The following is an 18,913-nucleotide window of genomic DNA, read 5'->3' as shown; positions in this document are numbered from 1 at the left end:
GCGCGACGTCCATGGCGTCCGAATGAGTGCGAGTTCGGGAACAATAATGGCAGACAGAACCCAGCTGAGAGTAGCCGATAACAACGACGTCGCTGACGATGATCCGTTCGCGGAACTGACCAGGATCATGGGATTCGACCCACGCCAGCCGGTCAAGCAGCAGGCGCGGGTCGAACCGCGGGCCGCTGCCGCCAGCCAGCCCGTGCAAGAGGACGATTTCGATATCGACCTCGAAAAGGAATTGATGGGTGAGTTCGATGCTGGCGACAGCGTCGCTGCTCCAGCTGTCGAGGCTCATGAGCCGGCATTTGAAACGGCGGCCACACACGCGGCAGACGACGATCTTGCGCTGTCGCTCGACGACGATTTCCATCTGGACTTCACGGGTGCCGACGCGCAGGGGCCCGTTGCCAGCCCTGCCAACCCCGGCGCTGCCGAAGCCGCGCCCTCCGTCGACCCTGCCTTCGACGCCGATTTCGACAATGCCGTCGCCAGTTCGCTCGAGGACGTTTCGCCCTTCGAGGACGATCTGCCGATGGAGGACGAGCTTGCCGCGTCGCTCGATCAGGATTTCCATGTCGAGGATCATGCCGCCGAGATCGAGGACGAAGCCGTCGAGCCCCAGCATGCCGTTGCCGAAGCGCCGGTGGCTGTCGAGCCGGCCGCCGAGCATCAATTCGACGAGGCGGTGGCGATTTCGCTCGAAGACGAGCTGATGTTTGACGACCATTCGGCGGATCAGCGCCAGGCGGCCGCGGCCGCGGTCGACTATCCGGAGCCGGTGCTGGCCGCCGCGAACGAGGCCGAGGCGATTTCGGACGAGGATTTCGACGGTCGCTTCGAGGCCGCAATGGCGGATGTCGATATGGAGTTCGACGCCCATGCGGATGAGCCCGTGGCCTTCGATGCGGCGGAAGCGCGCGACATGCTCGCCGATGCCGTGGACACAAGAGGCGAGTTCTCGGACCCTGAAGCCGTCTCGGACGATGATTTCGATCTGAACCTGGACGACGCGTTCGCCGAGCCCGCCGAAGAGCCGATCGCCGAGGTCGCGGCTGCCGCGGTCCAGCCGACAGCTCCGGCAACTCCCGCAGCCATCATGGCCGAGCCCGCGCCGGCCGCCGTGGCGGACGAACGGAGCCTCGAAGACGAGTTGAACGCGCTGCTGGGCGCCATGACAGCGCGCACGTCGGCCAAGGAGCCCGTTGTGGCTCAGCCGGTTGCCGCTCCCGTTCAGCCGTATGCTGTTCCATATACTGCGGCACCTGCAAAGGCTGCCGAAGAACCTGCCGATGTTGTCGGCGACCTCGACTGGGATCTCGACGAACATGCGACCGAGGATCCGCATGCCTCCAGCGCCGCCCACGCCGCCGATGCCGATCTCGACGATCTGCTGGTCGATGAGCTTCAAGGCCAGGATCTGGGCGCGGACGCTGCCGATCATGACGACATCGATTTCGACGATGACGCGCTCGACGCGGCCTTGGCCAGGAATCTCGATCCGCGCGACGAGGCAGTTGCGCCACAGGATCAGGCAGATTCTCTCGATTGGCTGGCCGAACGCTCCGCGCCGACCGAGCCGACCCGTTCGTGGAGCCGCGTGACACCGGTTCCCCAGCAGCCGGCATTCGCCGCGCAGCCGGCCGCCTCGATGGCGGCCAGGCCCGCCGCGCCCGAAGTGGCTCCAGCAGTGGCCGTTGTGCCGTCCTACCGTGCGCCCGAGCCGGTTGCGGCCGCTCCCTATGTAGCTCCCGTATCCGCGCCGCAGCCGCGACCGTCGTCGCGCTACGAACAAGAGATGCCCGATGTCGAAACGGTCGATGTGCCGGAGCGCGTGGTGGCGCTGGCCGACGATCTCGACATCCCGGAACTGCATTTCGAGGAAGATGAACCGGCCGCGTCGGGCTATGACGACCTCGACGCCGAGTTCGCCAGCCTTCTGACGGAAATGAATTCGGTGGAAGTCGCGCCTACTCCGGCTGCGCCCGCAAGCAGCGCTGCCTATGCCGATGAATCCTTTGATGGCGGATACAAATCGGCCTATCAGGCGCCGGCCTATGAAGAACCCAAACAGGCTTATGACGGAGTCAAACCGGGTTATGACGGGGTCAAACCGGCCTATCAGCCGGAAGCGCGGACCTATACTGCGCGGCCGGCGGAAACGCCCGCCCGTGCTCCCGCGAACACAGCCTATGCCGACGCCGCCGACGGCTTCGATCTCGACAGTCTGCCCGGCAGCCAGCCGGTCTCGCAGGCGGACGATTTCACCGTCGATGAGCTCGATTATGATCCTGAACTGGACGAGGCAATGGCTGTTCCGGGTCTCGGAGAGCGGGAAGCGGCCAGGTCGTCGGGCCGCCGTGGCCTGTTCATCGCGGCAATCGTCGGTGCCGTGGCGGTTGCAGGCGGTCTTGGCGCCTTTGCGCTGTCTTTCGGCGGCAAGGGCGGCAGTGACGCGCCGGTGATCGTCAAGGCCGACAATTCGCCAATCAAGATCAAGCCGGAAAATCCGGGCGGCACCGTGGTGCCGAACCAGGACAACAAGGTCTACGACGCGGTGGTCAAGGGCGCCAAGCCCGCCGAGCCGGTGCAGCAGAAGCTTGTCACCAACACCGAGGTTCCCGTGGATGTGCGGGCTAAGGATCCGACCCGTGCGGTCGATCTTTCCGCTGACCAGAGCGCTGCCGTCGGCGGAGCCGATGACGGCAATGCCGCGCCGACCGCCAATGCCGCGCCGACCGCCAGTGCGGCGCCGGCTGGCAATCTTGCTCCGGCCGACAATGCGGCGCCCGCGCCCAAGTCCGAGGATCGCATCGCGCAGGTGCTGCAGGATACCGACAAGGGCAACAACACCGATGTCGTCGCCGTCGCACCGCGCAAGGTGAGGACGATGGTGGTCAAATCGGACGGCTCACTGGTACCGCGCGAGGATCCTGCGCCGGCCGCGCCGCAGGTTGCGGCCGCCGAGCCGAGCGATCCGGCGCCGCAGCATGTCGCGCCGTCGGCACAGGCCGACCAGACCGGCACCGTGGCGCCCGCCGCGGCCCCGTCGGGCGACGAGCCGGCACTCAAGCCGGCGGCCAAACCGGCGAAGGCACAGTCGGCCAACACGCCGCCCAAGGTTGCGATCGCGCCGCAGCGTCCGTCCGACCAGCCCGTCGATGTCGTCGGCGAGGTGAAGCCCGACCAGGTCGCATCCATCGACCCGGCAACGACGGCGACCGGCAGTGGTTCGTGGTCGATGCAGGTTGCTTCGCAGCCGACGGTGGAAAGCGCCCAGTCGACCTACCAGGATCTGCAACGCCGCTATGGCAGCGTGCTTGCCGGGCGCACCGCCAACATCGTCAAGGCCGAGATTGCCGGCAAGGGTACGTTCTACCGCGTCCGCGTTGTGGCCCAGTCGCGCAACGATGCCATCAATCTGTGCACCAGCTACAAGGCCGCCGGCGGCAACTGCTTCGTGTCGCGCTAGACGCGTTCAACCCGTCAAAGCCGGCGTGGCCCAAGGTCACGCCGGCTTTTTCATATGGCTGACTTTTTCATGTGGAAGCATATCTCGTGGTTTGCCGCATGTTTCCCGAGACGATTCCCTTTGGCCGCGTGAAGCCCTAGACTCCCGATATGACCGAATCAAAATCCATGATCCTCGGCTGTGCCGGGAAATCGCTCACCCGCGAAGAAATCAACTTCTATCGCAATGAATGCCCGTGGGCTTTCATCCTGTTTGCCCGCAATATCGGCGAGACCGAGCAGATCCGCGATCTGGTCGCCGAGATGCGCGACTGCATCGGGCGTCCGGACGCGCTGGTGTTCATCGACCAGGAGGGCGGCCGGGTGCAACGCCTGCGGCCGCCGCTGGCGCCGAACTATCCGGCTGGCGGCGCGCTCGGCGCGCTATGGCGCGACGATCATGACGCCGGCGCCCGCGCGGCCTGGCTGATGGCCCGGCTGCACGCCTTCGACCTGTTGCGCTACGGCATCACGGCGGATTGCCTGCCGGTGCTCGACGTGCCGATCGAGGGCGCCAGCGACGTCATCGGCGCGCGCGCCTATGGCAAGGAGCCGCGACCGGTGATCGAACTCGGCCGTGCCGCCGCCGAAGGCCTGATGTCGGGCGGCGTGCTGCCTGTCATGAAACACATCCCCGGTCATGGTAGGGCCTTCGCCGACACGCATTTCGAGCTGCCTGTTGTCGATGCCTCGCTCAGCGATCTGCAGCGGCATGACTTTGCCCCGTTCCGGGAGCTCAACGACCTGCCGATGGCGATGACGGCGCATGTCGTCTACAGCGCCATCGATCCCAAGAACCCGGCAACGACATCCGGCAAGGTGATCGACGAGATCATCCGCCGCGACATCGGCTTTGACGGGCTCCTGATGAGCGACGACACCTCGATGAAGGCACTTTCTGGGGATTTCCCGACAAAGGCGGCGTCGATCCTTGCGGCGGGCTGCGATCTGGTCCTTCACTGCAACGGCGTTTTCGAGGAGATGGCAGGCATTGCCTCGCGCACCACGGGGCTTGAAGGCAAGTCGCTGGAGCGGGCAAAGCGGGCACTGACCTATATAAGGAAACGCGACGCGGCCGAGGAAACCGAGATACGGGCTGAATTCGCCACCTATTTCGATGCGGTGGCCTAACCAAGGAAGTGACAAAGGCAGTGGCGGAAACATTGGAAAGCAAGGCCGCGAAGGCCGCACCGATGGACCGCCTGTGGGCAGAGAATGACGATTCACGCGTCACCGGCGATCCGTCGCTGGTCGTCGACGTGGCCGGCTTCGAAGGCCCGCTCGATCTGCTCTTGCACCTTGCACGCACCCAGAAGGTCGATCTGGCGCGCATCTCTATCCTGGCACTGGTCGAGCAGTATCTGGCCTTTGTCGAGACAGCGAGGGCGCTGCGGCTCGAACTTGCGGCCGATTATCTGGTGATGGCGGCATGGCTCGCCTTCCTCAAGTCGAAGCTGTTGATCCCCAAACAGCCGGGCGAAGAGGGCGAGAGCGGCGAGGAACTGGCGGCCGTGCTGCAATTCCGGCTGAAGCGGCTGGAAGCGATGCGTGATGCGGCGGCGCGGTTGGTCAACCGCAACCGGCTCGGCCGCGACGTGTTCGCGCGCGGCATGCCCGAAATGGTCATCATCGAGAAGCGCAACGCCTTTTCGGCGTCGCTCTACGATCTCCTGACCGCCTATGCCCAGCAGCGGCAGAAGCAGGCGATCACCAATGTGACGATCGCTAGGCGGGGCGTGTGGTCGCTCAAGGATGCGCGCGACATCCTGACCCGGCTGATCGGCTCGCTGCGGGACTGGACGGCGCTGGACAGCTTCCTCATCCGATACATGACAAGCCCGGAAGAGCGGCGCACAGCGATCGCCAGTTCCTTCGCGGCGACACTGGAACTGGTCCGCGAGCGCAAGATGGATCTGCGGCAGGACGAGGTGTTCGCGCCGATCTATTTGCGCGATCACCGCGCACCGGCAATCAAGGCAGTCGAGGTGGCATCATGAGCGAACGCGCCAACGCTTCGGTTATCCCCTTTAAGGTGGACGATGAACTGGAAGGCGATCTCGACCAGACTTCGGCCGAGAATCCGGTGCAGAATCCGGCCGAGCGGCTGCATATTGCGGAGGCCATGCGCATGGCAGAGGCGATCGTGTTCGCCAGCGCCGAGCCAGTCAGCGAAAAGCAGCTTGCCGCGCGCTTGCCCGACGGCATCAATGTCGCCCTTGCCATGGCCGAGCTGCAGCTGGTCTACGCCCGGCGCGGCGTCAATCTGGTGCGGGTCGGTGACGCCTGGGCGTTCCGCACCGCGGGCGATCTCGCCTTCCTGATGAGCCGCGACACGGTGCAGCAGCGCAAGCTGTCGCGCGCGGCGCTCGAAGTGCTGGCGATCATCGCCTATCACCAGCCGGTGACCCGCGCCGAGATCGAGGATATCCGCGGTGTCGAGACGTCGAAGGGTACGCTGGACACGCTGCTCGAGACGGAATGGGTGCGCATGCGCGGCCGCCGCAAGACGCCCGGTCGTCCCGTCACCTACGGCACCACCGAGACCTTCCTCGACCATTTCGCGCTTGAGGAAATCCGCGATCTTCCCGGCATGGAAGAGCTGAAGGGGGCCGGTCTGCTTTCGGGCCGCATGCCGTCGAACTTTTCCATTCCGCAGCCGCCGGCCGACCCCGACGTGCTGACCGAGGACGAGGATCCGCTGACCGACATCGATCTCGAGGAACTCGGCCTGCTGACGCCGCGCGTCACGGAAGATTGACCGCTGGCGCTCTGTCCAAGCGCGCCGATAGGTCGTAGATGCGCCGATTGGTAGCGGGCCAGCGAACCGAAAAGACGTGACATCCGTCACCCTTTCATAAACTCTGTCGCTGTTGTGTTTGAATCCCAACGCGAAAACGCATAGATCATCGCCAGGGAAAACATTCGAGAGAGATTTGCTATGGGTTCATTTTCGATTTGGCACTGGATGATCGTGCTGGTGATCGTGCTGCTGGTTTTCGGCCGCGGCAAGATTCCCGAGCTGATGGGCGACATGGCCAAAGGCATCAAGAGCTTCAAGAAGGGCATGGCGGACGACGACGTCGCCGACGATAAGCGCACCGTCGAACACCGTGCCGACGAGACCGTTTCGGCCGTGAAGGAAAAAGCCAGCAAGAGCTGAGCCAAAAAAGTTCTAGTCGGAACAGAGTGCCATGTTTGAAGTCGGCTGGACCGAAATGCTGGTGATCGCGATCGTCATGATCGTGGTCGTCGGGCCGAAGGATTTGCCCAATATGCTGCGCACCTTCGGTCGCACGACGGCGAAGCTGCGCGCCATGGCCGCCGACTTCCAGAAACAGTTCAACGAAGCGCTGAAGGAAGCCGAGCTCGACGACGTCAAGAAGTCGGTCGACGAGCTCAGGGGCCTCAGCCCCGTGGCCGAGATCCGCAAGCAGCTCAATCCGTTCGAGCAGGCGGCGGCCGATGTGCGCGCCGGCGTCGACGCCGCGATGAAGCCGAAGCCCGCCGCCGATCCGGCAACGCCCGCCGCTTCGACACCACAGGCGGCCGAGCCGCTGAAGAATGGCGCGACGGAAATGCCTGGCGTCAGCGCCGCGGAAGCTGCCGCGCCCACGCCGATTTTCCCGGCCATGACCGATGAATCGGTGGTGGCGGCATCCACGGAACCTGCCGTGGCGCCGAAGGCGGCCAAGAAAGCCGGCAAGACCGCGCCGGCGGCAAAAGCACCGGCCAAGGCCTCGGCATCCGCGTCCAACGCGCCCGCAAAGGCCGAGCCGGGAGCAAAGCCTGCAGCCGCCGCTTCGAAAAAGCCTGCCGCCGCCAAGGCGACTGCCGCAAAGACGGTGGCGAAAGCCGAACCGAAACCTGCGCCAGCGAAGAAGCCGGCGACCAAGAAGACGGCTGGAGCCGCCAAGTGAGCGTTTCGGACAAGGAAAAGGACGAGATCGAAAAATCGTCGGCGCCGCTGATCGAGCATCTCATCGAGCTGCGCCGCCGGCTGATCTGGTCACTCGGTGGTTTCTTCGTTGCCTTCCTGGTGTGCTTCTTCTTCGCCAAGAGGCTGTTCAACCTTCTGGTCGTTCCCTTCAAATGGGCGACGAAGTGGGCGGGTCTCGACCCGCACAAGGTCGAACTGATCTACACCGCGCCGCAGGAATTCTTCTTCACGCAGGTCAAGCTCGCCATGTTCGGCGGCATGGTCATCGCCTTTCCGCTGATCGCCACCCAGATTTACAAATTCATCGCGCCCGGCCTCTACAAGAATGAGCGCAACGCTTTTCTGCCGTTCCTGATCGCTTCGCCGGTCCTGTTCCTGATGGGCGCATCGCTGGTCTATTTCTTCTTCACGCCGATGGTGATGTGGTTCTTCCTCGCCATGCAGCAGGCCGGCACGGACGAGCAGGTGCAGATTTCGCTGCTGCCGAAAGTGTCGGAATATCTCAGCCTGATCATGACGCTGATCTTCTCCTTCGGCCTGGTGTTCCAGCTGCCGGTGGTGACCAGCCTGATGACGCGTGTCGGCATGCTGTCGTCCAAGGCCCTGGCCGAGAAGCGCAAATGGGCGATCGTCATTGCCTTCGTCGTCGCGGCGGTGCTGACGCCGCCCGACCCGATGAGCCAGATCGGCTTGGCCATCCCGACCATCCTGCTCTATGAGGTCGCCATCTGGTCGGCCCGGCTGATCGAGCGCAGCCAGGAGCGCGAGCGCCTGGCGCGCGAGAAGCAGGAAGCCGGGGAGACCGTGGCCGACAAGACACCGGACGAGCCTCCGGCACCGGCTGCTTCGTAAGACATCAGCGGCGGCGGAAAACGACAACCGCCGCCCAGCCTCATCTTGCATCGGTCAAGGATGCGGTTTACGCCCTCGGAGCTTAGCTCAGGAGCGTTCAAACTATGCTTGACATCAAATGGATTCGCGACAACCCGAAGGCCCTTGTCGAGGCGCTGGTGAAGCGCTCGTGGTCGGCCGGCGAGGCGCAGTCCACGGTCGATGATTTGGTCGCCAGGGACGAGGCGCGGCGCGAACACGTCACCGAACTGCAGACCAAGCAGGAGCGCCGCAACGCCGCCTCGAAGGAGATCGGCAACGCCATGCGTTCGGGCGACGCCGCCCTTGCCGAAAAACTGAAAGCCGAAGTCGGCGATATAAAAGCCTTTATCCAGAATGGCGAGGCGCGCGAGCGCGAGCTCGATAAGGCGCTGAACGATGCGCTGGCGGTTCTGCCCAACGTGCCGCTCGACGACGTGCCGGTCGGCAAGGACGAACAAGACAATGTCGTCAAACACATCGTCGGCAAGGTGCCGACGCGGCCGAACTGGGCGAAGGAGCATTTCGAGGTCGGCGAAGCGCTCGGCATGATGGATTTCGAGCGTGCGGCCAAGCTGTCGGGCTCGCGCTTCACCGTGCTGAAGAGCGGCCTGGCGCGGATGGAACGCGCACTCGGCCAGTTCATGCTCGACCTGCACACGACCGAGCACGGCTATGAGGAAGTGATCCCACCGCTGATGGTGCGCGACGAGGTGCTTTTCGGCACCAACCAGCTGCCGAAATTCGAGGAGGATCTGTTCTTCACGCCGCACGGCGAGGGCAGGCTTGGCCTGATCCCAACCGCCGAGGTGCCGCTCACCAACCTGGTGCGCGAGGAAATCACCGCGCATGAAAGACTGCCCCTGCGTTTCACCGCGCTGACCCCGTGCTTCCGTTCGGAAGCGGGCTCGGCCGGGCGCGACACGCGCGGCATGCTGCGCCAGCATCAGTTCTACAAGGTCGAGCTGGTGTCGATCACCGACCAGGAATCCTCACTCGCCGAGCATGAACGGATGACACAATGCGCCGAGGAAGTGCTGAAGCGGCTGGAACTGCCGTTCCGCACCATGGTGCTGTGTACCGGCGACATGGGCTTTGGCGCGCGCAAGACATATGACATCGAGGTCTGGCTGCCCGGCCAGAATGCCTATCGCGAAATCTCGTCCTGTTCGGTCTGCGGCGATTTCCAGGCGCGCCGCATGGACGCCCGCTACAAGGACAGGGACGGCAAGGGCAACCGCTTCGTCCATACGCTCAACGGTTCGGGCACCGCTGTCGGCCGCGCCCTGATTGCCGTCATCGAAAACTACCAGAACGAGGATGGCAGCGTAACCATTCCTGAAGTGCTGCGGCCTTACATGGGCGGTCTGGCAAAGATCGAAGCGAAGTAATGCGCATTCTTCTGACCAATGACGACGGCATTCATGCCGAGGGCCTGGCGTCGCTCGAACGCGTCGCGCGCACACTGTCCGACGATGTCTGGGTGGTGGCGCCGGAGCAGGACCAGTCCGGCTATGCGCATTCGCTGTCGATCTCTGAGCCATTGCGGCTGCGCAAGATCGGCGAGAAGCATTTTGCCGTGCGTGGGACGCCGACCGATTGCGTCATCATGGGCGTGAAGAAGATCCTGCCCGGCGCGCCCGATCTGATCCTGTCCGGTATCAATTCCGGCGCCAACATCGCCGACGACGTGACCTATTCGGGAACCGTCGCCGGCGCCATGGAGGGCGCGCTGCTCGGCATCCGCTCTATCGCCCTCAGCCAAGGCTATTCCTACGTCGGCGAGGACCGCGTCGTTCCCTACGAGACCACCGAGGCGCTTGCGCCGGCACTGTTGAAGAAGCTCGTCGCGACGCCGCTGCCGGACGGCGTGCTGCTCAACGTCAATTTTCCCAACTGCCTTCCCGAAGAGGTCGTCGGCACGGTGGTCACCATGCAAGGCAAGCTCGTGCACAGCCTGTGGGTCGACGAGCGCCGTGACGGGCGCGGCCTGCCTTACTATTGGCTGCGCTTCGGCCGCGAGCCGGTCGAGGGCAAGCAAGGCACCGACCTCCATGCACTGCGCAACCGTCTGGTGTCGGTGACGCCGTTGCAGCTCGACCTCACCGCGCATGAGATCCGTGACCAGCTGAGCAAGGCGCTTGCATGAACCTGCCAATCGATGACCGCGAAGGATTTGCCGCTTTCCTGTTGCGCCTGCGCGGCAGGGGAACCGTACCGAAGGCGCTGATCGCGGCTTTCGAAGCGACACCACGGCGCGGCTTCCTGGCGGCCCACTTCCACCAGCTCGCCTGGTCCGACCGTATGCTGCCGATCGAATGCGGCGAGGCGATCGAAGGCGCCGACATGCAGGCGGCGGTGATCGCGGCCCTTGCCATCGAAGCGGGAAACCGCGTGCTCGAGATCGGCACCGGCTCCGGCTATACGGCGGCGGTGATGTCGCGGCTGGCGGCGCGGATCGTCACCATCGATCGCTACAAGACCCTGGTCGAGCAGGCCAGGCAGCGCTTCGAGGCCCTTGGCATCGGCAATGTCATCGTGCGCCAGGCTGACGGCTCCGGCGGCCTGCCTGCCGAAGGGCCGTTCGACCGCATTGTCGCCTGGGCCGCCTTCGACAGCCTACCGCGCTTCCTGCTCGACCAATTGTCGAGCGGCGGAATCGTCATCGCGCCGATCGGGCCGGAGGAGGGCGAACAGGTGCTGGCCAAGCTGACCAAGGTCGGCAGCCGCTTCGAGCGTGAGGATATCGGCCTGGTGCGGCTGCAGCCGATCCTGCGCAGCGTCGCCGCGGTTATCTAGTTTTTGGCAGAGCACTGGTCGGCGGTCGAACAGCTGTTCGGCCCTGATGATCCATACCGCCAGCTATCCCCAAATGTTTTAAGAAAATTTTCGTCGGATTCTAATGGGTTAACCGACCAGTAACATTAACGCGCTTTAATCCGATCCAGTTGGTGCAGAGTTTGTGCGGGTTAGTGCGATGCAACTCAGTGTTTTGAAGACAAACAGTCGCAATCTGGCGCGGGGCTGCGCTGTTCTCATGATTGCAGGCGCGGCGGCCGGGTGCAGTTCCCAGGCTTCGCGATTCAACAGCGTCGACGACGTCTTCACTTCCTCGACGAATAATCAGCGCGCCATCATCAACAAGCAGGATGCCGTGCAGCCCTATCCGGGTGATGTCTCGGCCGCGCCGCTCGACGGCAGCCACACGCAGTCGGTCAGCCGCTCCAGCCTCGAACCGGTTTCGAGCCGGCCGTTGCCGCCGCCCGTTTCCGCCCAGGCGCAGCCCGCGCCGGCGCTCGCGCCTGCCGCCAATCCGGTGCGTGTCGCATCGGCGCCGGCCACGGTTCGGTCTGCTCCCCATGTCGACAGGACGACGACTGGCACCGTTGAGCCGGCCGCCAAGCCGTTCAAGAATGCCCAGCCCGACGCGCCGAAGGTGGCCGAGGCGGGCAAGCCGCACGCGACGGAAATCGTCGTCAGGGACGGCGAGACCATTTCCGGCCTGGCCGCACATTACAAAGTGCCGGCCGATGTCATCATGAAGGTGAACGGCCTGAGCCCGACCAAGGGGCTGAAGACCGGTCAGAAGATCGTCATCCCGGCCTATGCCTATTCGAGCAAGGCCGAGCCGAAGGTCGCCGACGCCAAGCAGTTGAAGGACGGGCCGGCGAAAGACGGCAAGCACGATTTGCCGGCCACCGCGCCGGACAAGGTCGCCGTCCTGCCGCAGCAGCCCAAGCTCAAGGAAGGCAAGGCTGCCGCTCAGGTCGATGCTTCGGCCGCGGCGAACCAGCCCAAGGAGCCCAAGCCGGCGCAGGTCGCCAAGGCAACCGGCGCCGCCGGCACCTATACGGTCCAGTCGGGTGACACGATGTCCTCGATCGCCAGGAAGACCGGCGTCGGCGTCGTTGCGCTGAAGCAGGCCAACGGCATGAAGGATGGCTTGCTCAAGATCGGCCAGACCCTGAAGGTACCGGCCGGTGGAACCGCGACGGTCGCCAGCGCCAAGCCGGCAAAAGTCGATCCGGTGACCACGGCAACCACGCAGCCTCCGGCAAAGACCACTCCGTCGGAAACGCTGGCATCCTACACGCCGCCGAAGAAGGACGCGAAGGTCATCCAGCAGGCCGAGGACGACGAAGCGGTGGCGCCCGATGCCACGGGTATCGGCAAGATGCGCTGGCCGGTGCGCGGCCGGGTGATCTCCGGTTTCGGATCCGGCAAGGACGGCGTCGATATCGCCGTGCCCTCGGGAACGCCGATCAAGGCGGCCGAGAACGGCGTCGTCATCTACGCCGGCGACGGGCTCAAGGAATTCGGCAATACGGTGCTGGTGCGCCACGAGAACGGCCTGGTCACCGTGTATGGCCATGCCAGCTCGATCGAGGTTCAGCGCGGCCAGAAGGTCAAGCGCGGCCAGGAAATCGCCTTGTCGGGCATGAGCGGTACGACGGACTCGCCGAAGCTGCACTTCGAAGTGCGCAAGAACTCGGCGCCGGTCGATCCCTCTGGCTATCTCGAATAGAAGAAGAAAGCGATTTTGCGGACCGTCTGACCTCCAGTCCGGCCCGCCGGCTCAGCCCGTTCCGCAAGGAGCGGGCTTTTTCAGTTTGCGCAAATGTCTGCCCGCAAGGCTCAAAGGTGATCGCGGAGCGTGTCGGCGATCATCTCCTCGAGGCTGCTGGCCTTCACGCCCAGGAGCGCCTCGGTGTCGGAGGAATCGACCAGGAAGGGGCTTTCGAAGAGGTAGCTCATCTCGATGGCCTCATGCATGCCCAAGGCCTCGATCTCAGGGACGGAATAGGAACGTGTCTCTGAAACCGCTCGTCCGAGCATCGCCGCGGTTTTCTGGATGAGCTCCCGGGGTGAGGCGTATTGCGAGGGAACGTGAAATGCGCGTCCCCACTCACCCTTGTAGCGGGCCGCCGCGACAAGTGTCCTCGCGACGTCCCTGGTGAAGGCCCAGGCATGGGGTGCGTCGAGGTCTCCAATGAAGGCGGTAGGCTTGCCCTCGATGATGGAGGGCAGTGCGATCAGTGAGAAGTAGCTGATCGCGCCATGTCCGAGATAGTCGCTGGAGCGTATTTCGATCGCCGGTACGTCGGCACGAACCGCCCGCTGCCACATGATCGTCCTGGCGGTTCCCTTCCTCGAAGTCGGGTCCAGGGGCAGGTCGGAGCGAAGCGGGCTATCGGCGTTTTTTCCATAGCCATAGAGGTTTCCGAGCACGATGAGCTTGGCGCCGACAGCTTCGGCCGCGCGCACGGTGCCGTCGATGATGGGGAAAAAGTCGGTCGGCCACCGATGATATGCGGCCATGGCACACATGAAGATGGCATCGGCACCTCGGCAGATACGCGACAGTTCCGCTGCATCCGTGGCATCGGCCTGCATGGCCCGCACGTTCGGCAACGTGTTCGAGCCGACGCTTCGGCTTGTGAGAACGACATCATGTCCTTCCTCACCAAGAAGGTGCGCGGTCTCGCGTCCAACCGGACCCGCGCCGACAACAACATAGAAACTCATGGCAACCTCTCTTCCAAGTTTGATGGAGAGGCGTGCGTACAGGTTCGCGGCATTGAAAATCGCGCGGGAATTGCCAAATCTTGGACAGGTTTCGCCATGAATCGAGAGAGCATGCATCCACAATTCGCTCCGGCCCGATCCCCGTCCGATGTCGCAATGATCTCCAGGCACATTGAAGCAGGTGTCCATCGTCTGCAGCGGGCGACACACCATCGTGTCATGGTGCATGCAAGCGCGGCGACACGCTCCTACTGCAATCAGGTTGGGCGCTATTTCGTCAGGCGCGCCGGCGATATCGACCTGGTGCCGGCTGGCGAGGAGGGTGGTTTCGAGGCTGAAACCGCGTTCGACACGATCGAGATCGTCTTGCAGCCAGCCCTGATGGAAAGGGTAGCGGCGGAACTTGGCGGCAGGGCGCAGGTATCGCGGCTCGACACGCGCCATCTGCTTCGTGACCAGCGCATCGAGCATCTCGCTCGCGCCCTCCAGAGCGATCTCAATGCGGGTGCCCCGAGCGGCTCCCTGTTTGCCGACAGCATTGGCGCCGCGCTGGCAGTCAGGCTGCTTGGTGTCGACGATATAGACATCGAACAGGCGAACCGCCTGTCGGATATCCAGCTCAAGCGCGTCCTGGATGACATCGAGGGCGCTCTGCACGAGCCGCTCTCGATCGATCGACTAGCCCGGGTTGCCGGTGCGAGCAGTTCGCATTTGCGGACATGGTTCAAGGTGGCAATGGGCGTCACCCTGCATCGCTACGTGTTGCGACGCCGCGTCGAACGCGCGCGCCTTCTGCTGGAGCGAGGCGACCTCAACACAAGCGAGGTCGCGGAATTGACGGGCTTCGCACACCAGTCACATCTGGCGCATTGGATGCGCCGCGAGATCGGCCAAACGCCGCGCGACGTGCGACGGGCGCGGCCGATCAAGTGACACGCCTTAATCGGTGAGGGGCTTGCCAAGCCGGCCGGCCAGATCCTGCGTGAACTGCCAGGCGACGCGGCCCGAGCGGCTGCCGCGCGTCGTCGCCCATTCCAGCGCTTCCGAGCGCAGCTGCTCGGGGTCGATGTCGAGGCCATGGTGGCTGGCATAGGCGTTGATCATCTCGAGATACTCGTCCTGCGAACATTTGTGGAAGCCGAGCCACAGGCCGAACCGATCGGACAACGAGACCTTCTCCTCGACCGCTTCGGACGGGTTGATTGCGGTCGAGCGCTCATTGTCGATCATGTCGCGCGGCAACAAATGGCGGCGGTTCGAGGTGGCGTAGAAGATGACATTGGCCGGACGCCCCTCGACACCGCCTTCAAGTGCTGCCTTCAAAGACTTGTAGGACGTGTCATCATGATCGAAGGACAGGTCGTCGCAAAACAGGATGACGCGGAAGGGCGCGGCCTTCAACAGACCCATCAGCTTCGGCAACGTGTCGATGTCTTCACGGTGGATCTCGATCAGCTTGAGCGGCAGCTCCGACTTAGCCCTGGCATTGATCTCGGCATGCGCGGCCTTGACCAGCGACGATTTGCCCATGCCGCGCGCGCCCCACAACAGCACGTTGTTGGCGGCAAAGCCGGCGGCGAAGCGCTCGGTGTTGTCGACGAGGATGTCGCGGACACGGTCGACGCCGCGGATCAGGCCGATGTCGACGCGGTTGACCTTGCGCACGGGCTCCAGATAGCCAGGATCGGCCTGCCAGACGAAACAGTCGGCCTCGCCGAGGTCGGTTTCAGGCACCGGTGGCGGGGCAAGGCGGCCGACAGCCTCGATCAGGCGATCAAGTTTCTTGTTGAGGGCGTCGATGGTGCTGTCGGTCATTTCAGGTCTTTTGGCTCGTTTCCTGGGGTGGGCAGGTGGGACACGTTCGAATCCGTCGGGTTCGAAACCGGTCCCAACCTTTTGTTCGAGCGTGATCTTTTCGGTGAACCGGCTCTCGCTTTTCGCGATCATGCTCTAACACGGGCGAACAGGCCGGAAAAGCAGCCGATTTGGTCGGTCGCGCAGTTGCATTGACAACTTTACCGACTATATTCCGGCCAAATTTCAAGGGGCCGCCAAACTCCGCAGGACGGTTGGCGGCTGTTTTCAAAATTCAGGAGTCCCTCGATGTTCGTGACACCGGCATACGCCCAAGGCATTGGCGGCGCTTCTCCCGATATGTTCATCAGCATTTTGCCGTTTGTCCTGATTTTCGTGATCATGTATTTTCTCATCATCCGCCCGCAGCGCACGCAGCTGAAGAAGCGCGGCGAGATGCTGGCGGCGGTCCGCCGCGGCGACACGGTCGTCACCGGCGGCGGTTTCGTCGGCAAGGTGACGAAGGTGATCGACGACAACGAGCTCGAGATCGACCTCGGCGGTGGCACCAAGGTGACGGCGCTGCGCTCGACGATTGCCGATGTGCGCGTCAAGGGCGAACCGGTGGCCAACCAGAACGCCAAGAAATAACCCAATTCAAGGCGGAGCGATCCGCGGACACGCTCTGACGGACGACGCCATATGCTGTATTTTTCGCGCTTCAAGATGATCCTGATCTGGGTGGCCGTCGCCATCACAGTGATCCTCGCCGCGCCCAATCTGTTCCCCGCCAGCACGCTGGCCCAGCTGCCGAGCTGGGTGCCGAAGCGGCAGATGACCCTCGGCCTCGACCTGCAGGGCGGTTCGCACATCCTGCTGGAGATGAACCAGAACGATCTGATCAAGGATCGGCTGGAGACGACGCGCGACGAAATCCGCACGCTGCTGCGTGACGCCAAGATCGGCTATACCGGCCTTGCCGGCACCGGGCGGACCTTGCAGGTCCGCATCACGGATCCGGCCCAGCTCGACGCCGCGAAAAAGGCGTTGAAGGCCTTGACCGATCCGGTCGCCGCTGGCCTGTTCTCCGGCGGCTCCATCCAGGAAATGTCGCTGGACGATTCCGAGCCGGGTCTGCTCAAGTTCACCGTCACCGACGCCGGCATCAAATACCGCACATCGACCGCATTGGCGCAATCGATCGAAGTGGTTGGGCGCCGCGTTAACGAACTTGGCACCACCGAGCCTATTGTGCAGCGGCAAGGCGACGACCGCATCCTTGTCCAGGTGCCTGGCCTGCAGGATCCGCAGCGGCTGAAGGAAATCCTCGGCCAGACAGCGAAGTTGACCTTCCAGATGGTCGACCAGTCGATGCCGGTGCAGGACGCGCTCAAGGGGCGCCCGCCAGCGGGCTCGTCGGTGCTGTATTCGCAGGACGATCCGCCGGTTCCGTATCTCATCGAAAACCGCGTCATCGTTTCGGGCGAAAACCTGGTCGACGCGCAGGCGACCTACAATTCGCAGAACAACGAGCCGGTGGTTTCATTCCGCTTCGATTCGAAGGGCGCCGCCCGCTTCGGCCAGGCGACCTCGCAGAATGTCGGCAAGCTGTTCGCCATCATCCTCGACAACCAGGTGATCTCGGCGCCGCAGATCCGTGAACCGATCCTCGGCGGCACCGGCCAGATTTCAGGCAATTTCACCGCCCAGAGCGCCAACGACCTCGCCGTGCTTTTGCGAGCCGGTGCGCTGCCGGCGACATTGACTGTCATCGAGGAACGCACTGTCGGTCCGGGCCTCGGCCAGGATTCGATCCATGCCGGCAAGGTGGCCGGCATCATCGGTTCGATCCTCGTCGTCGCCTTCATGTTCGTCGCCTATGGCTTCCTCGGTTTCCTCGCCAACATCGCGCTGGCGGTGCACGTGGCGATGATCGTCGGCCTGTTGTCGCTGCTTGGGGCGACGCTGACCTTGCCCGGTATTGCCGGTATCGTGCTGACCATCGGCATGGCGGTCGATTCCAACGTGCTGATCTACGAACGCATCCGTGAAGAACGACGGGCTGGTCGCTCGGTGATCCAGGCGATCGACACCGGCTTCTCGAAGGCGCTGGCGACCATCGTTGATTCCAACGTCACGTCGCTGATCGCCACCGTGGTGCTGTTCTATCTCGGCACCGGCCCGGTGAAGGGCTTTGCCATCACCTACGCCATCGGCATCCTGACTACGGTCTTCACCGCCTTCACCTTCACGCGCCTGCTGGTGTCGATCTGGCTGCGCCGCGCCCGCCCGAAGGAGTTGCCGAAGGCGCCGGTGACCTTCATTCCGCCGGGCACCAAGATCCCCTTCATGGGTATCCGCCGCTGGACGTTCGCGCTGTCGAGCTTCCTGTCGGTGCTGTCTGTCGTGCTGTTCATGACGGTCGATATCAACTACGGCATCGACTTCAAGGGCGGCTCGATGATCGAGGTGAAGTCCAAGAGCGGCGACGCCAATCTCGGCGATATCCGCGCCAGGCTGATGGAGCTCAACATCGGCGAAGTGCAGGTGCAGCAGTTCGGCGCGCCGAACGACGTGCTGATCCGCGTCGGCACGCAGGATGGCGGCGAGAATGCCGAGCAGACGGTCATCGACAAGGTGCGCGGCGAGCTGCAGGACCAGTATGATTTCCGCCGCGTCGAAGTCGTGGGGCCGACGGTTTCCGGTGAACTCGCCAAACAAGGCACCATCGCCATGCTGGTCGCGCTGGTCGGCATCCTGGTCTATGTCTGGTTCCGTTTCGAGTGGCAGTTTGCGGTCGGCGCTATCGTTGCGACCGTCCACGACGTGGTCATGACGCTCGGCTTCTTCGTCATTACCGGGCTTGAATTCAACCAGTCGTCGCTGGCGGCGATCCTGACCATCATCGGCTATTCGCTGAACGACACGATCGTGGTCTATGACCGCGTCCGAGAGGATCTGCGAAAATACAAGCGAATGCCGCTGCCACAGCTCTTGAATAACGCCATCAACGAGACGCTCTCGCGAACGACGCTCACCTCGGTGACGACGATCCTGGCCTTGCTGGCGCTGGTGCTGTTCGGCGGCGAAGTCATCCGCTCCTTCACCATGGCGATGCTGTTTGGCGTTATCTTCGGCACCTATTCGTCGATCTTCATCGCGGCACCGCTGCTGATCCTGTTCAAGCTGCGACCGCAGGCTTCGGCCGATGAGGAGAAGCCGGTCAACGGCGGCAAGGCGGTCGCGACCTGACGCGCGGCCCCGAAGGGGTGACAG

Annotated in this window: 16 protein-coding genes; 14 read left to right on the top strand and 2 right to left on the bottom strand. The window is 63.7% G+C overall.

All coding sequences use genetic code 11. The features are described from left to right. Positions 1 to 46: 46 nt before the first annotated feature. The 11 genes from ACWGS8_RS06715 to ACWGS8_RS06665 all read left to right on the top strand — a co-directional run bounded on the left by ACWGS8_RS06715 (position 47) and on the right by ACWGS8_RS06665 (position 12,842). The gene (locus ACWGS8_RS06715; protein ID WP_454580188.1) at positions 47 to 3,472 is read left to right on the top strand and encodes an SPOR domain-containing protein; all 3,426 of its coding nucleotides are present in this window, start codon (positions 47 to 49) and stop codon (positions 3,470 to 3,472) included. A gap of 149 nt (positions 3,473 to 3,621) precedes the next feature. Continuing rightward, entirely contained in the window at positions 3,622 to 4,641 is a 1,020-nt protein-coding gene (gene nagZ, locus ACWGS8_RS06710; RefSeq protein WP_454580187.1) for a beta-N-acetylhexosaminidase, read from the top strand. A gap of 62 nt (positions 4,642 to 4,703) precedes the next feature. Then, positions 4,704 to 5,507, top strand: a complete 804-nt coding sequence (locus ACWGS8_RS06705; protein WP_454581242.1) for a segregation and condensation protein A — start codon at positions 4,704 to 4,706, stop codon at positions 5,505 to 5,507. Continuing rightward, positions 5,504 to 6,268, top strand: coding sequence for an SMC-Scp complex subunit ScpB (scpB, locus tag ACWGS8_RS06700; RefSeq protein WP_454580186.1), 765 nt, complete (start codon positions 5,504 to 5,506; stop codon positions 6,266 to 6,268). Before ACWGS8_RS06705 ends, scpB begins: the two co-directional genes overlap by 4 nt. 180 nt (positions 6,269 to 6,448) lie before the next feature. Further along, positions 6,449 to 6,670 (top strand): twin-arginine translocase TatA/TatE family subunit, encoded by a 222-nt coding sequence (locus ACWGS8_RS06695; RefSeq protein WP_010909892.1) that lies wholly within the window; start codon positions 6,449 to 6,451, stop codon positions 6,668 to 6,670. 31 nt (positions 6,671 to 6,701) lie between these two features. After that, positions 6,702 to 7,427, top strand: coding sequence for a Sec-independent protein translocase protein TatB (gene tatB, locus ACWGS8_RS06690; RefSeq protein ID WP_454580185.1), 726 nt, complete (start codon positions 6,702 to 6,704; stop codon positions 7,425 to 7,427). After that, the gene (gene tatC, locus ACWGS8_RS06685) at positions 7,424 to 8,299 is read left to right on the top strand and encodes a twin-arginine translocase subunit TatC (RefSeq protein WP_454580184.1); all 876 of its coding nucleotides are present in this window, start codon (positions 7,424 to 7,426) and stop codon (positions 8,297 to 8,299) included. Before tatB ends, tatC begins: the two co-directional genes overlap by 4 nt. Positions 8,300 to 8,403: 104 nt before the next feature. Next, a complete protein-coding gene (serS, locus tag ACWGS8_RS06680; protein WP_454580183.1) occupies positions 8,404 to 9,708 on the top strand; it encodes a serine--tRNA ligase in 1,305 nt (434 codons plus the stop codon). Continuing rightward, the gene (surE, locus tag ACWGS8_RS06675; protein WP_454580182.1) at positions 9,708 to 10,466 is read left to right on the top strand and encodes a 5'/3'-nucleotidase SurE; all 759 of its coding nucleotides are present in this window, start codon (positions 9,708 to 9,710) and stop codon (positions 10,464 to 10,466) included. Before serS ends, surE begins: the two co-directional genes overlap by 1 nt. After that, the gene (locus ACWGS8_RS06670) at positions 10,463 to 11,116 is read left to right on the top strand and encodes a protein-L-isoaspartate(D-aspartate) O-methyltransferase (RefSeq protein WP_123169180.1); all 654 of its coding nucleotides are present in this window, start codon (positions 10,463 to 10,465) and stop codon (positions 11,114 to 11,116) included. The genes surE and ACWGS8_RS06670 overlap by 4 nt, the downstream gene beginning before the upstream one ends. A 178-nt stretch (positions 11,117 to 11,294) precedes the next feature. Then, positions 11,295 to 12,842: a peptidoglycan DD-metalloendopeptidase family protein gene (locus tag ACWGS8_RS06665; protein ID WP_454580181.1), complete on the top strand. Its 1,548-nt coding sequence runs from the start codon at positions 11,295 to 11,297 to the stop codon at positions 12,840 to 12,842. A gap of 110 nt (positions 12,843 to 12,952) precedes the next feature. Here the strand turns inward: ACWGS8_RS06665 and ACWGS8_RS06660 are convergent, their stop codons facing one another. Then, positions 12,953 to 13,843, bottom strand: coding sequence for an NAD-dependent epimerase/dehydratase family protein (locus ACWGS8_RS06660; protein ID WP_454580180.1), 891 nt, complete (start codon positions 13,841 to 13,843; stop codon positions 12,953 to 12,955). 111 nt (positions 13,844 to 13,954) lie between these two features. On the opposite strand from ACWGS8_RS06660, the gene ACWGS8_RS06655 reads away from it, so the two are divergent. Next, on the top strand, positions 13,955 to 14,776 hold the full coding sequence (locus ACWGS8_RS06655) for a helix-turn-helix domain-containing protein (protein ID WP_454581241.1): 822 nt from the start codon (positions 13,955 to 13,957) through the stop codon (positions 14,774 to 14,776). Between the two features lie 6 nt (positions 14,777 to 14,782). On the opposite strand, the gene ACWGS8_RS06650 is transcribed toward ACWGS8_RS06655, so the two are convergent. Next, on the bottom strand, positions 14,783 to 15,658 hold the full coding sequence (locus tag ACWGS8_RS06650; protein WP_454580179.1) for an ATP-binding protein: 876 nt from the start codon (positions 15,656 to 15,658) through the stop codon (positions 14,783 to 14,785). Between the two features lie 288 nt (positions 15,659 to 15,946). On the opposite strand from ACWGS8_RS06650, the gene yajC reads away from it, so the two are divergent. Both yajC and secDF read left to right on the top strand, forming a co-directional pair. Continuing rightward, complete coding sequence (yajC, locus tag ACWGS8_RS06645; RefSeq protein ID WP_010909882.1) at positions 15,947 to 16,288, top strand: preprotein translocase subunit YajC; 342 nt, start codon at positions 15,947 to 15,949, stop codon at positions 16,286 to 16,288. Between the two features lie 51 nt (positions 16,289 to 16,339). Continuing rightward, on the top strand, positions 16,340 to 18,889 hold the full coding sequence (secDF, locus tag ACWGS8_RS06640; protein ID WP_454580178.1) for a protein translocase subunit SecDF: 2,550 nt from the start codon (positions 16,340 to 16,342) through the stop codon (positions 18,887 to 18,889). Positions 18,890 to 18,913: the final 24 nt, after the last annotated feature.

This window comes from Mesorhizobium sp. 43Arga, assembly GCF_053714255.1.
This window is presented reverse-complemented; position numbering and strand designations above follow the sequence as displayed.